This window comes from Pseudomonas sp. S1(2024), from assembly GCF_046557535.1.
This window is the reverse complement of record NZ_JBKGFP010000019.1, coordinates 24800-39190: the sequence shown is the minus strand read 5'-3', so window position 1 is coordinate 39190 and position 14391 is coordinate 24800. Positions and strand designations below refer to the sequence as shown.

The 14391-nt window shown below is 63.7% G+C and carries 12 protein-coding genes; 4 read left to right on the top strand and 8 right to left on the bottom strand.

The annotated features are described in order from the left end of the window. Positions 1-93: 93 nt before the first annotated feature. Positions 94-969: a LysR substrate-binding domain-containing protein gene (locus ACLCGK_RS08380; protein ID WP_015271640.1), complete on the bottom strand. Its 876-nt coding sequence runs from the start codon at positions 967-969 to the stop codon at positions 94-96. Between the two features lie 114 nt (positions 970-1083). Here ACLCGK_RS08380 and ACLCGK_RS08375 point away from each other — a divergent pair, with 114 nt between their 5' ends. Further along, positions 1084-2721: a 5-guanidino-2-oxopentanoate decarboxylase gene (locus ACLCGK_RS08375; protein ID WP_410951806.1), complete on the top strand. Its 1638-nt coding sequence runs from the start codon at positions 1084-1086 to the stop codon at positions 2719-2721. 135 nt (positions 2722-2856) lie between these two features. On the opposite strand, the gene ACLCGK_RS08370 is transcribed toward ACLCGK_RS08375, so the two are convergent. Further along, positions 2857-3777, bottom strand: a complete 921-nt coding sequence (locus tag ACLCGK_RS08370) for an AraC family transcriptional regulator (RefSeq protein ID WP_003258430.1) — start codon at positions 3775-3777, stop codon at positions 2857-2859. A gap of 202 nt (positions 3778-3979) precedes the next feature. On the opposite strand from ACLCGK_RS08370, the gene ACLCGK_RS08365 reads away from it, so the two are divergent. After that, positions 3980-4273: a putative quinol monooxygenase gene (locus ACLCGK_RS08365; RefSeq protein ID WP_015271638.1), complete on the top strand. Its 294-nt coding sequence runs from the start codon at positions 3980-3982 to the stop codon at positions 4271-4273. Between the two features lie 130 nt (positions 4274-4403). Then, complete coding sequence (locus tag ACLCGK_RS08360) at positions 4404-4670, top strand: hypothetical protein (protein ID WP_015271637.1); 267 nt, start codon at positions 4404-4406, stop codon at positions 4668-4670. Here ACLCGK_RS08360 and ACLCGK_RS08355 read toward each other — a convergent pair whose 3' ends face one another. Together ACLCGK_RS08355 and ACLCGK_RS08350 are read right to left on the bottom strand one after the other, a co-directional pair. Beyond that, positions 4671-5276, bottom strand: coding sequence for a flavin reductase family protein (locus tag ACLCGK_RS08355; protein WP_410951805.1), 606 nt, complete (start codon positions 5274-5276; stop codon positions 4671-4673). Positions 5277-5394: 118 nt separating this feature from the next. Then, positions 5395-5760: a hypothetical protein gene (locus tag ACLCGK_RS08350; RefSeq protein ID WP_015271636.1), complete on the bottom strand. Its 366-nt coding sequence runs from the start codon at positions 5758-5760 to the stop codon at positions 5395-5397. A gap of 344 nt (positions 5761-6104) precedes the next feature. Here ACLCGK_RS08350 and ACLCGK_RS08345 point away from each other — a divergent pair, with 344 nt between their 5' ends. Beyond that, the gene (locus ACLCGK_RS08345; RefSeq protein WP_025340470.1) at positions 6105-6857 is read left to right on the top strand and encodes a membrane protein; all 753 of its coding nucleotides are present in this window, start codon (positions 6105-6107) and stop codon (positions 6855-6857) included. 267 nt (positions 6858-7124) lie between these two features. Here the strand turns inward: ACLCGK_RS08345 and ACLCGK_RS08340 are convergent, their stop codons facing one another. The 4 genes from ACLCGK_RS08340 to bglX form a co-directional block, all read right to left on the bottom strand. Beyond that, positions 7125-8444, bottom strand: a complete 1320-nt coding sequence (locus ACLCGK_RS08340; protein WP_003258436.1) for an MFS transporter — start codon at positions 8442-8444, stop codon at positions 7125-7127. Between the two features lie 278 nt (positions 8445-8722). Continuing rightward, positions 8723-10057, bottom strand: a complete 1335-nt coding sequence (locus ACLCGK_RS08335) for a sigma-54-dependent transcriptional regulator (RefSeq protein ID WP_039613761.1) — start codon at positions 10055-10057, stop codon at positions 8723-8725. Continuing rightward, entirely contained in the window at positions 10051-11808 is a 1758-nt protein-coding gene (locus tag ACLCGK_RS08330) for an ATP-binding protein (protein ID WP_015271634.1), read from the bottom strand. Before ACLCGK_RS08330 ends, ACLCGK_RS08335 begins: the two co-directional genes overlap by 7 nt. Before the next feature lie 147 nt (positions 11809-11955). Beyond that, positions 11956-14247, bottom strand: coding sequence for a beta-glucosidase BglX (bglX, locus tag ACLCGK_RS08325; RefSeq protein ID WP_410951804.1), 2292 nt, complete (start codon positions 14245-14247; stop codon positions 11956-11958). Positions 14248-14391 lie beyond the last annotated feature (144 nt).

The following is a 14391-nucleotide window of genomic DNA, read 5'->3' as shown; positions in this document are numbered from 1 at the left end:
CTCGATGAACTGGAAAAACCGGCGCATTCGCGGCAGCGTTTCACTGTCGGCTATTGAGTCGCCTGCTTCGCGGGCGTGCCCGCGAAGAGGCCCTCACTGGCTGGCCTGGTGTTCCAGCCAATCCAGCAACTCCCCCAACCCCGCCGGCAAGCTCTTGGCCTGGCTCACCAGGTAATAGCCCTTGCCGGTCATCACTTTCAGCGCAAACGGCATGCACAACCGCCCCCCGCGCAAGTCATCGCCGATCAGCGACCAGTCGCCGATAGCCACGCCGGTCCCCTGCGAGGCCATGGCCATCGCCATGTCCAGTGTCTCGAAATGCTGCTTCGGGCCTTGAATGGCCAGCGTTGCCCCGGCTGCCTGCAGCCACAACCGCCAGTCATGCTCATTCCGCGAGGGGTGCAGCAGCATGTGTCGCGCCAGGTCCTCGACCTGCTGCAACGGTACCGGCCCCTCGCGCAATGACGGTGCGCACACCGGCGTCAGCTGCTCATCGAACAGCTTGCGCACGCGCAGCCCATGGTTCGGCGCATCGCCATACACCACCGCCGCATCGAAACCCTCGCGGCGAAAGTCCACTCCATGTTGCACCGTGGTGGTCAGCTCCACCGGTACATCCGGGCGTAGCGCCTGCCATTCCATCAGGCGTGGCAGCAGCCAGCGCATCACGCAGGTCGGTGCCTTGAGCTGCAAGGTAGTGCTGCGCCCACCCACCTCGCGCACCCCTTGTTCAATCAGCGCAAATACCTGTTGCACCCTTGGCAGCCAGTCCTGGCCTTCACGGGTCAGGCTCAACCCACGGGCCTGGCGCTGGAACAAGGCATAACCCAGATGCTCTTCGAGGGCCGCGATCTGCCGGCTGACGGCGCCCTGGGTGATATGCAACTGCTGCCCGGCACGGGTGAAATTGCAGTGCTGGGCGGTGACCAGGAAGGTATGCAGGGCGGGCAGGGGCGGGAGGCGTTTCATTGTGCTGAGCCATGATTGCAGAACATGGCTAGTATGTGTTTTTTTGCATTGTGGCGATAGCCGTGGCTGGGTCCAATAGGGGCATAACCCAACCAAGATTCACGGTGAAACCCAATGGCGACCTGCGGCGAAGTACTGGTAAAACTCCTTGAAGGCTATGGCGTTGACCATGTCTTCGGCATTCCTGGTGTACATACCGTGGAGCTCTACCGCGGCCTGGCCGGCTCGTCCATCCGCCATGTCACCCCGCGCCACGAGCAGGGGGCCGGGTTCATGGCCGACGGCTATGCGCGGACCCGCGGCAAACCGGGGGTGTGCTTCATCATCACCGGCCCGGGCATGACCAACATCACCACCGCCATGGGCCAGGCCTATGCCGACTCGATCCCGATGCTGGTGATTTCCAGCGTGCAATCCCGCGACCAGTTGGGCGGTGGCCGTGGCAAGCTGCATGAGTTGCCCAACCAGGCCGCGCTGGTGTCGGGTGTGGCGGCGTTTTCCCACACCCTGATGAGTGCCGATGACCTGCCGCAGGTGCTGGCTCGGGCATTCGCCGTGTTCGAAGGCGCCCGGCCGCGCCCGGTGCATATCGAGATCCCGCTCGACGTGCTGGTCGAACCGGCCGATCACCTGCTGCCGGGGCGCGTGGTGCGCAGCAACCGGGCGGGGGCAGCGCCGCAGGCAGTGGCGCAGATGGCCGAGCGCCTGGCCAATGCACGGCGGCCATTGATCCTGGCCGGGGGCGGCGCATTGGCCGCGGGCGCTGCGCTGGCGCGCCTGGCCGAACACCTGCAGGCGCCGGTGGCGCTGACCATCAATGCCAAGGGGCTGCTGCCGGCCAGCCACCCGCTGCAGATTGGCTCGACCCAGTCACTGCCAGCCACGCGGGCGCTGGTGGCCGACGCCGATGTGGTGCTGGCGATCGGCACCGAACTGGCCGAAACCGACTATGACGTCACCTTCAAAGGTGGTTTCGAGATCCCGGGCAGCCTGTTGCGCATCGACATCGACCCGGACCAGACCGTGCGCAATTACCTGCCGGAGCTGTCGCTGGTGGCCGATGCCGAACTGGCCGCCGAGGCGCTGCTCGGTGCCTTGCAGGCGCTGCCGCAATCCGTGCGTGAGAGCACGTGGGGCGAGGCTCGGGTGGCCAAGCTGCGCCAGGCACTGGCGGCGGGTTGGGACCAGCCGACCTTGAGCCAGACGCGTCTGCTGAGTGCGATTCTCGAGCGTCTGCCCAATGCCATTCTGGTGGGCGATTCGACCCAGCCGGTGTACACCGGCAACCTGACCCTGGACATGGACCAGCCACGCCGTTGGTTTAACGCTTCGACCGGCTACGGCACCTTGGGTTACGCATTGCCGGCGGCCATGGGCGCCTGGCTGGGCAGCGCGGAGCAGGTCGGTGAGCGTGCCCCTGCGGTGTGCCTGATTGGTGATGGCGGTTTGCAGTTCACCTTGCCGGAGCTGGCCAGCGCGGTGGAAGCGCAGGTGCCGCTGATCGTGCTGCTGTGGAACAACCAGGGGTACGAGGAAATCAAGAAGTACATGGTCAACCGGGCCATCGAGCCAGTCGGGGTGGATATCCATACGCCGGACTTCATCGGTGTGGCGCGGGCCCTGGGCGCGGCGGCGGAGCAGGTGGCAGATGTGGCGCAGCTGCAGGTGGCGTTGGGGCAGGCAGTGGAGCGCAAGGGGCCGACCTTGATCCAGGTTGACCAGAATCAGTGGCAGGGAGCTGTGTCGGGTTGAAGTAAATCTATTGCCAGTATCGGCCCTTTCGCGGGCTTGCCCGCTCCCACAGGTTTTTGCACAGGCTTTGAGTATTGTGCTGTACCTGTGGGAGCGGGCGAGCCCGCGAAAGGGCCGGTACTGCCGTTCAAAACTTCAGCCAGCAGTCGCCCGCAATCTGGCCACATCACGAATCGGCGGCGCGCCATACAGCCGGCTGTATTCACGGCTGAACTGTGACGGGCTTTCATACCCCACCCGGTAGGCCGCCACCGCTGCCTCGAGGCCGTCATTGAGCATCAATCGCCGCGCCTCCTGCAGGCGCAGTTGCTTCTGGTACTGCAACGGGCTCATCGACGTCACGGCCTTGAACCGGTGGTGCAAGGTCGAGGTGCTGAGGTTGACTTCACGCGCCAGATCCTCGATGCGCAAAGGCCGCTGGTAGTTCTGGTTGAGCCAGGTGATGGCCTGACAAACCCGGTGGGTCTGGCTGTTGGCCAAGGCAATTTCGTACAACCGATAGCCCTGCGGCCCTCGCAGCAGGCGGTACAGAATCTCCCGGCGGAACAGCGGCGCCAGCATCGCGATGTCGCGAGGGGTGTCCAGCAGGCGTATCAGCCGCAGCAAGGCGTCGAGCAACGCGGCGTCGGTTCTCTCCACATACAAGCCACGACCGGAAGGCCGGTTGGGCACCAGCATCGGCCCGCTTTCGGCGATCAGCTGGCTTATTTCGGCTGGGTCCAGGTCCATGCGCAGGCCAAGGCTCGGGTGCTCGGGGCTGGCGTCGAGCTTTACGCCGCTAAGCGGCAAGGTTACCGAGACCACCATGTAGTGCAGCGGGTCGTAGGCGTATTGCTCGTCACCCAGGAACAGGCTTTTGCTGCCCTGGGCGAGGATGCACAGCGCGGGTTGCGCCAGCGTCGGTACCGAGCGCACGTTTTCGGTGTAGCGCACCAGGTACAGGTCATCGATGGCTGATGCCGGGCCGTGAGGCTCCCCGGCGTGGCGGCGGATCAGCTCGGCCAGCTCCTGGCGTTGCAGTTCCAGGCTTGGGTCGATGGACGTGGCGATGGTCATGATGGCTTTCCTCTGCTGACCGACGCAGCATAGGTTTGGGCAATGGCGGGCGCTAGTCAAAAGCTGCACGCCGATTGCCTGATCCTGCCGCGCTGCAGGATCAGGCAATCGGCGTGCAGTAATGGCCTAACGCGTCGCGCGGGCGAGGCCCTAACCTTGGCAGCCTGGCTTTTTCGTCCGCCTGCTTCAAGGAGATTGTGCAATGACCCCGACACAACCGGTCACCCACCTTGCTTTCATCCGTGCCAGCAGCGGGCGCTCGGCGGAGCTGGGCGCGCGCCTGCGGGATCTGCTCGAGCCCTCGTTGCGGGCACCGGGCTGCCTGAGTTTTTCGGTGCAGCGTTCGCAGGCTGATGCCGATTTATGGTTGCTCAGTGGCAGCTGGCAAGACCAGCAGGCGATGAGTGGCTATTTTGCTTCGCCGACCCTGGAGGTGTTTGGTGAGTTGGTACAGGCGCAGGTGGTCAGCAGCCTGGATCTGCATACCTTTGATTGAGGTGTTGCCTATTCTGGCCTTATCGCCGGCAAGCCAGCTCCCACAGGTTTATCGCAGGTTTCGAGAGCGGTGCAGCACCTGTGGGAGCTGGCTTGCCGGCGATAGGGCCGGTACAGGTGAATAGGGTAAGATGCTGCCCTTGATCAACCAGGTAGATAGCAACATGGCACGTAGGGAATTCCCGCATTTCGAAGCGGTTTCGGCGATGGTCCCGGTGGAAGGTGGCGGCTACAACGCGGCCATCGCGGTCAAGGCCCTGGGCATGGGCGGTGCGCCGCGCTTTCACAAGATTCTCGACGGCCAGGTGTTCAAGGGCGCCGTGGCCGCCGATGAAGCGGCCACGGCCGAGCTGCAACGCCTGCAGGGCGTCAGCGAAGAGGGTGAGCTGATCTGGTGATCAGGCCGGTGGGCGGGCCATCTTGAACAGGTTGCCCAGCTCGAAATAGTCTGCCGGGCCACCACCACGCAGGATCGGCTCGGCGGCAGCGGTATCGTAGATACCGTTCTTCAACAGGTGCTCGGCAATGTGCACCGCCACCACTTCACCCAGGATCAACCAGCTGGGCACCAGTTCCTGGTCGGCCCGCTTGAGCTGGACGATCTGGCTGACCTTGCACTCGAAGGCCACTGGGGTTTCGCCGACACGCGGCACATTGACGATGCTCGATGGCGTGGCGGTGAGGCCGCTCAATTCGAATTCGCTTACCTCGGCGGCAACCGGTGCGCAGCTCTGGTTCATCTGCTCGGCCAACGGGCGAGTGGCCAGGTTCCAGACGAACTCGCCGGTCTGCTCGATGTTGTTCAGGCTGTCTTTGCGCCCGACGCTGCAGAAACCGATGATTGGCGGGATGTAGTTGAAGGCGTTGAAGAAGCTGTAGGGCGCCAGGTTCAGGCGGCCTTCGCGGTCCTGTGAGGAGATCCAGCCGATAGGGCGGGGGCCGACGATGGCGTTGAACGGGTCGTGGGGCAGGCCGTGGCCTTTTGCGGGTTCGTAGTAATACATCTGTGCTGGGCTTGCTGGCCCTACCTCCTGGTGGACAAGGCGCCTAGTGTGCCAAGCCTGTGCCCGCCTGAAAATGATCAAGCCCGGCCGAAGCCGGGCTGGGTGCTCGCATCAGGGATCAGCTGATGCGGTGGGCGTTGGTGCGGTTGAAGCCGTCTTCGGCGAAGCGCTGGCCACCAGTGCGGTCGAAGCCGTCTTCGGCGAAGCGTTGACCACCAGTGCGGTCGAAGCCGTCTTCGGCGAAGCGCTGGCCACCGGTGCGGTCGAAGCCGTCTTCGGCGAAGCGCTGGCCACCAGTGCGGTCGAAACCATCTTCAGCGAAGCGCTGGCCGCCAGTGCGGTCGAAACCATCTTCAGCGTAGGCAGCGGATTGGCTCTGGGTCGCTGCGAAGGTGTGGGCGTTGGTGCGGTTGAAGCCATCTTCGGCGAAGGCGCCAGCAGCGAAAACCGAGAGGGCCAGGGTGAGGATCAGTTTGTTTTTCATGGTCGTTGCTCCAGGGGTTTTTGAGGTTGTTTTGTTTCTATGGGTTTAATCCTACGCCGATTAATTTGATTAAAAAGCGCAAATAGTAGCGCTTAAAAATCGAATTGTTCGATATGTATTGGCGTGCATCTTGTGGCTCGGGCAGCGGTTCTGGCTCAGGATGTGTCCGCCCATGCGCCGACGTTCTGCCAGCCATTTCAGCTTGAGGCGGTGGAATTAATGGGGCGTTAAGGATGAAAAATCTGTCATTGAAGGCTGCTGAACGCATTTTTCATACATCACCAACCGATTTTTCAAATGCTGCTCAGCACCATCGCCGCACCTCAAACCGGAGCGGCACAACAATGAACAAACTTCCGCAAATCACCTTGGCCTTCTGGGTCATGAAGATCTGCGCTACCACCCTTGGCGAAACGGCGGGGGATTTGCTGTCGATGACCCTGAACATCGGCTATGCCCTCAGTTCGTTGCTGCTTATCAGCGTGTTCCTGCTGACCTTGCTCGGCCAGCTGTACTCGCGCCGCTACCACCCGATGCTGTACTGGCTGGTGATCCTCTCCACCAGCACCGCCGGCACCACCATGTCCGACTTCATGGACCGCACCCTGGGCCTGGGCTACGCCGCGGGTTCGGCCATCCTCATCGGCATCCTGCTGCTGACCTTCCTGGTATGGCGCCTGAGCGGCAACCCGCTGGATGTCACCCGCATCAAGAACCGCACGGGCGAATTGTTCTACTGGGTGGCGATCCTGTTTTCCAACACCCTCGGCACGGCGCTGGGCGATTACCTGGCCGATGACTCGGGGCTCGGTTTTGCCGGTGGCGCACTGTTGATCGGCAGTGCCATCGCCTTGGTAGTGGTGGCCCGCTACTGGACACGCATCCCTGGCGTGGTGTTGTTCTGGGTCGCGTTCGTGCTTACCCGCCCGTTCGGCGCCACCTTGGGCGACTTCCTCACCAAACCCCACGAGAAGGGCGGTTTGGACTTCGGCACGGTCGGCTCTTCGGCGGTGCTGGGCGGGGTGTTGCTGGTACTGGTGCTGATGGCCACCTGGTACCAGCGCCGTGAGCCGCGTCAGGCGTTGGAGATGTCCTGAGCCTGCTTTCCGATACCAGTGAGCCGATTAATTGGGCTATTCGGCTCACATTGTGAGCCGATTAGGATTTCTAATCGGCTCATCAGAAGGCTTCGGAGGTATGGCTTGATGTTTGCGCTGTTGCTGAAATCAAGCGCCGTCCGCGCGGTGCGTCTCGCATGCGCTGGAGCCCTCAAACCGTACACCTGGATTGCATGACGCATTCGCATGTATGAAAAAAGGCGCCCCGAAAACGGGGCGCCCTTATTCATTACCGCAAGCTCACACTCACTCAGTGGTAATCCGCGAGTGCTGCTTGGTGTCCTTCATGGTTGCGTAAACCAGCAGCGAGCAGGCGATGCAGGCGGTCACGTACCAGTAGAAGCCACTCTCCATGCCGGCGCTCTTGAACCACAGGGCCACGTACTCGGCGGTGCCGCCGAAGATCGACACGGTCAGCGCGTACGGCAGGCCCACGCCCAGGGCGCGGATTTCGGTGGGGAACAGCTCGGCTTTGACCACGGCGTTGATCGAGGTGTAGCCGCTGACGATGATCAGCGCCGCCATGATCAGGAAGAACGCGCCCCACCAGGTCTGGATGGTGTGCAGGGTGCTGAGGATCGGTACGGTGAACAGGGTGCCGAGCACGCCGAAGGCGATCAGGATCGGGCGTCGACCGATCTTGTCGGACAGGCCGCCGATCACCGGCTGCAGGCACATGAACAGGAACAGCGTGGCGGCCGAGATGGTGGTCGAGTCGCTGATGCTCATGCCAACGGTGTTGACCAGGTACTTCTGCATGTAGGTGGTGTAGGTGTAGAAGGCCAGGGTGCCGCCCATGGTCAGCCCGACCACGGTCATCAGCTCCTTGGGGTGGCGCAGCAGGGTGCGCATCAGGCTCTCCTTGGCCTTTTCCTTCTTGGTGAAGGAGGCGGTTTCTTCCATGCCGCGACGCAGGTACAGGGCCACCACGGCGCACAGCGCACCGATCACGAACGGTACGCGCCAGCCCCAGGCATACAGCTGCTCGGTGGTCAGGGTCTGTTGCAGGACGATCAGTACCGCCAGGGCGATGAGCTGGCCGGAGATCAGGGTGACGTACTGGAAGCTGGAGAAGAAGCCACGGCGGTCCTTGCTGGCCATCTCGCTGAGGTAGGTGGCCGAGGTGCCGTATTCACCACCCACCGACAGGCCCTGCATCAGGCGTGCAATGACCAGCAGGATGGGTGCGGCGACTCCGATGGTTTCGTAACCCGGGGTCAGGGCGATGACCAGCGAGCCTGCGCACATCAACAGTACCGAGGCCATCAATGCGGCCTTGCGGCCTTTGCGGTCGGCGTACAGGCCCATCAACCAGCCACCGATCGGGCGCATGAGGAAGCCCACGGCGAAGATCGCGGCGGTATTGAGCAATTGTGCGGTGGAATCGCCGGCCGGGAAGAAGGCCTTGGCGAAGTACAGCGAGAATGCGGCGTAGACGTACCAGTCGTACCATTCGACCATGTTGCCGATGGACCCGCTGAAGATCGACTTCAGGCGGCTGGCGGTGGTTTTTTCTGTGGCAGGCGCGGTGGACGCCCCGGCTGGCAGGGAGGTGGCATTATCCATCAGGGATACCTTCTCGTTGTTTTTGTGGAGCGCGCCGTGGCGCAGCTTGCACAGGTGATTGCAGAAGGTGTGCCAAATGGGTGCATTGGGCTTCAAATGGGGGCGCTGTGCGCCCCTTCGCGGGCACGCCCGCTCCCACAGAAGCCGCGTTATTCCTGACGTGGCGCATTTCCTTGTGGGAGCGGGCGTGCCCGCGAAGGGCTGCAAAGCAGCCCCGGAAAATCAGATTAATGAGCGGTTTTTTGCTTACTGATTGAGCGAGATAAGCGGATTTCCGCTCATTCCCGCCCAATGAAGTCCTCGCGCACCAACCCATGCCTCTGCATCTTTTCGTTCAGCGTGCGCCGCGGCAGCTGCAAGGCCTCCATCACCGCCTTGATTTCGCCCCCGTGCTGGCGCAGCGCCGCGCGCAGGCATTGCGCCTCGAACGCTTCCATCTGTTCGCTCAACGACTGCCCGGCAGGCGTCACCTCGATGTTCGGCGAGCCCAGCCCCAATGCATGCCGTTCCGCTGCGTTGGCCAGCTCACGCACGTTGCCCGGCCAGTCATGCGACAGCAGCTGCGCCAGTTGCGCGCCCGACAGTGGCGGGGCTGCGCGACCAAGCTTTTCGCCGGCGGCACGGGCAAAGTGCTCGAACAGCAGTGGAATGTCCTCACGCCGTTCACGCAACGGCGCCAGGCGCAACTCGGCCACGTTCAGGCGATAGGCAAGGTCTTCGCGAAAGCGCCCGGCGCGGGCTTCTTCGAGCAGGTCGGGCTTGGTCGCGGCAATGATGCGCAGGTCGACGCTGATGCTCTGGTTGGCCCCCAGGCGTTCCAGCTTCTGTTCCTGGATCACCCGCAGCAGCTTGGCCTGTTGGGCCAGTGGCATGCTTTCGATTTCGTCGAGGAACACCGTGCCACCGTTGGCGTACTCAAGCTTGCCGATGCGCTTGCCCTGTGCGCCGGTAAAGGCGCCGCTTTCATGGCCGAACAGCTCGGCCTCGAACAGCGACTCGGGGATGGCTGCACAATTGAGGGCGACGAACGGCTTGTCGGCGCGCGGGCCAAAATCGTGCAGGCAGCGGGCCACGCGCTCTTTGCCACTGCCCGTTTCGCCGCGGATCAGCACATTGACCGGCAGGCTGGCCAGGTCCAGCACTTGCCGACGCAGCTGTTGCAGGCCCTGGGACATACCCAGCAGTGTGCCTTCCAGGCGTGACTTGAGATCGGCCTGCTCGTGCAGCCGGCGGTTTTCCAAGACCAGCTGGCGCTTTTCCAGGGCCCTGCGCAGGCTGCCCAGCAGGTGCTGCGGGGTAAAGGGTTTTTCCAGGAAGTCGTAGGCCCCGCTGCGCATGGCTTCCACTGCCATGGGCACATCGCCGTGGCCGGTCAGCAGGATCACCGGCAAGTCGGGGTCGTCCGCCTGCAGGCGTTCGAGCAACTGCAGGCCATCCATGCCCGGCATGCGTACATCGCTGATGATCACCCCGGGAAAGTGCCGTGGCAGGTGTGCCAGGCATTCTTCGGCGCGGGCGAACAGTTGCACGCTGAAGCCCGACAGGCTCAGCCATTGCTCGACCGCCGTGCGGATACTGGCTTCATCATCAACGACGATCACTGAATTCAACATGCAGGCTCCAGGTCACGGGGCAGGGTAAGGCTCAGGCGCGCGCCGCCAGGCAGGTTTTCGGCCTGCAGCTTGCCGCCGGCCTCGTGGACAATGCCGTAGGAGATGGCTAGCCCCAGCCCAAGGCCTTCACCCACCGGCTTGGTGGTGAAGAATGGGTCGAAGACCTTGGCCAGGTTGGCCTCGGCAATGCCGCCACCCGAATCCAGCACGCTCAGACGCCATAGCTCGCCGTCGGGCTCGATACGGATCTCCAGGCGTTTGTAGCGCTTGTCGGCCATGGCGTCGAGGGCATTGCGCAGCAGGTTGATCAGCACCTGCTCCAGGCGAATGGCATCGCCGCGCACCCAGGCCGGGCGCGCCAGGTACAGGGCTACCTCCACTTCTTCGCTGCGAATACGCGCCTCCAGCAGGTGCAGTGCCTGGTCGACCACGGTGGCCAGGTCGAGGCGTTCGCGCAGGCCGACCGGGCTGTTGCGGGCGAAGGTTTTCAGGTGACTGGTGAGCGCGGCCATGCGCGTGAGCATCTGCTCCAGCGGCTCCAGTGCCTGGCGTGCTTCGTCATATCGGCCATGGTCGAGCAGCAGACGCAGGGTTTCCAGTTGCATGCGCTGGGTGGTCAGCGGCTGGTTGATTTCATGGGCCATGGCCGCCGACATTTGCCCAAGCGCCGCCAGCTTGGCCGATTGCACCAGCCCCTCCTGGGCGGTGCGCAGCTCACGGGTGCGTTCCTCGACCTGGCGCTTGAGCTCCTCCCGGCTACGCTGGCGCAGGCGGGCAAGGCGCAGGCGCTGGCTGACGAACAGCGCAGCGAACACCAGGCTCAGCCATACGGCGGCGGCACCGAGGGCGGCATTGCGACCGTCGGCGGCCACCTGCGGCTTGCGCAGCAGATGCAAGGTCCAGTTTTCACTTTCCAGCGGCAGGCTTTCCCACAGGTACTCGGCGCTACCCTCCGGGCCTTGCACGCGGCTGAGGGTGCTGTTGGCGGCAAAGCGGGTCAGCACCTGGTGCTGCAGCGGCACCAGCGGTTGCTTGTCGTACTGACGGGTTTCGGCCAGTTCGGCACGGTCGGCACCATTGAGCGGCTGCAGCTCGCGGTAGCGCCAGCCGTCCTGGTTGGCGATGAAGGTGATGCCACGGGCATCGCTGACCAGCAGGATGTCGCTGCCCTGGCGCCACTCGCGCTCCAGTTCGGGGAACTCCAGCTTAACCACCATGGCGCCGAGGAAGCGGCCATGCTCGTCGTTCACCGCGCTGGCGAGGAAGTAGCCCGGCACGCCACTGGTCACGCCCACGGCGTAGAAGCGGCCACTGCCTTGGCTGCGGGTTTGCTTGAAGTAGGGGCGGAAACCGTAGTTGGAGCCCACATAGCTGCTGGGCAGCCGCCAGTTGCTGGCGGCGATGGCCAGGCCGGTGCGGTCGAGCAGTTCGAGGGTGGAGGAGTTGGCAGCGCCGTTGATGCGTTCGAGCTTGCGGTTCAAGGCGTCCTGCACCGGTTCGCTGACCGGGCCGCGCAGGGCGGCGATCAGTTCCGGGTCCAGCGCCAGCACGGCGGGCAGGGCGCGGTAGCGGTCGATCAGCGTGTGCAGGGCATTGGCATACAGGCCCAACTGCTGGCTGGCACGCTGGGCGTCGGCTTCCATGGCCTGGCGCTTGGCCTGGTGCATGGCCCAGCCGGCGCTGAGGGCGGTGCCCAGCACGATCAGCAGGGAGATCAGCCCCAGACGCAGGGCGCGAACGGAAAAGGGCATGGGCGGATCCGGATGAATGGGATATCAGGGCCGGCCTATTCGCGGGCTTGCCCGCTCCTACAGAAGATTCACAGCCCGATGGACCTGTGCATTACCTGTGGGAGCGGGCAAGCCCGCGAAGGGGCCGGTACAGGCATAACCTGTCAGTTACAGCAGTTCAAAGCTCTGCTGTTGCACCGCCTGGGAATCCAGCCCGACCTGGACATTGAACTCCCCTGGCTCGGCAACCCGTTGCAGTTGGCCATTGTAGAACTTCAGGTCTTCTTCGCTGATGCGGAAGCTCAACGTGCGCGACTCGCCAGGCTTGAGCATCAGCTTCTGGAAGTTCTTCAGTTCCTTCACCGGGCGGCTCATCGATGCCGATACATCCTGCAGGTACAGCTGCACCACGGTCTCGCCTGCCACCTTGCCGGTGTTCTTCACCGTCACCTTGGCCTCCAGCGTGTCGCCACGCTTGAGGTCCTTGTTCGACAGCTTCAGCCCCGACAGCTCGAAGCTGCTGTAGCTCAGGCCATAGCCGAACGGGTACAGCGGGCCATTGGGCTCCTCGAAGTACTGCGAGGTGTAGTTGCCCGGCTTGCCCGGTGTGAAGGGCCGGCCAATACGGGTGTGGTTGTAGTACATCGGGATCTGCCCGACCGAACGCGGGAAGGTGATGGCCAGCTTGCCGGACGGGTTGTAATCGCCGAACAGTACGTCGGCAATCGCGTTGCCGCCTTCGGTACCCGCGAACCAGGTTTCCAGAATGGCGTCGGCCTGCTCGCGTTCCCAGGCAATCGACAGTGGGCGGCCGTTCATCAGCACCAGCACCAGCGGCTTGCCGGTGGCCTTCAGGGCCTTGATCAGCTCCCGCTGACTGGCCGGTATTTCCAGGGTGGTACGGCTCGACGACTCGTGGGACATGCCGCGGGATTCGCCGACCACTGCCACCACCACATCGGACTGCTTCGCCGCCTTCACCGCCTCGTCGATCAGCACCGCGGGCGGGCGCGGGTCGTCGACGATTTCCGGAGCATCGAAGTTGAGGAAGTTCAGGTAATCGAACATCGCCTTGTCGCCGGTGACATTGGAACCTTTGGCGTAGACCAGCTTGGCCTTGCCCTCCACGGCGCGGCGCAGGCCTTCGCGCACGGTCACCGAGTGCACCGGTTTGCCGTCGGCAGCCCAGCTGCCCATCATGTCGATCGGGGCATCGGCCAGCGGGCCGACCAGGGCGATGGTACCGGCCTTTTTCAGCGGCAGGGTCTGGTTGCGGTTTTCCAGCAGCACCAGGCTGCGGCGCGCCACGTCACGCGCGGCATCGCGGTGCAGGCGGTCGTTGCCGTAGTAGTCCTTCAGGTCGGTTTCGGCCTTGCCGATGCGCACGTACGGGTCCTTGAACAGGCCCATGTCGTACTTGGCACCCAGCACTTCGCGCACTGCCTGGTCCAGTTCGGCCTGGGTCACTTCGCCAGACTTCAGCAGGCCTGGCAGCTCTTCGCCGTACAGGGTGTCGTTCATGCTCATGTCGATGCCGGCCTTGATCGCCAGCTTGGCGGCTTCGCGCCCGTCGCGGGCGACGCCATGGCGGATCAGTTCCTGGATGGCACCGTGGTCGCTGATGGTCACGCCCTTGAAGCCCCACTCCTTGCGCAGCAGGTCGTTCATCAGCCAGGTATTGGAGGTGGCCGGCACGCCGTTGATCGAGTTCAGCGCCACCATCACCCCGCCGGCACCAGCGTCGAGCGCGGCGCGGTAGGGTGGCAGGTAGTCGTTGTACATTTTCGGCAGGCTCATATCGACCGTGTTGTAGTCGCGCCCGCCTTCCACCGCGCCATACAGGGCGAAGTGCTTGACGATGGCCATGATGCTATCGGGGTTGGCCGGGCTGCTGCCCTGGAACGAGCGGACCATCACCTGGCCGATCTTCGAGGTCAGGTAGGTGTCCTCGCCGAAGCCTTCACTGGTGCGGCCCCAGCGCGGGTCGCGGGCGATGTCGACCATCGGTGCGAAGGTCATGTCCAGGGCGTCGGCCGCGGCTTCGATGGCGGCGGTGCGGCCGACCTTGGCGACGGCGTCCATGTCCCAGGTCGCGGCCATGCCCAGGCCGATCGGGAAAATGGTGCGTTCGCCGTGGACGGTGTCGTAGGCGAAGAACATCGGAATCTTCAGCCGGCTACGCATCGCCGCGTCCTGCATGGGGCGGTTCTCGGGGGCCGTGCGTGAGTTGAAGGTACCGCCGATGCGCCCGGCGGCAATTTCCTCGCGGATCTTATCCTTGGGCATTTCCGGCCCGATACTGATCAGGCGCAGTTGGCCGATCTTCTCGGCTTCGGTCATCTGGCTGATCAGATGGTCGATGAACGCCTGCTTGTCCTGCAGGGGCGGGGCGGAGGGGGCGGCGAGTGCCGCCTGACTGGCAAGGCCCATGGCCAGGCCCAGCAAAGACAGTTTCATCATCAATTCCGTTGTGAGGCCTGTGCCGTATCCACGGTGATACGCGCGCGGCCGAAGTTTTCAGGCGGCTATTGTTGTACGATTTGCAGGCATTTCTTCCAGCGGCGGATTATGCCTGAATATGTCGCCTGCGGACGAAGCCCCGAA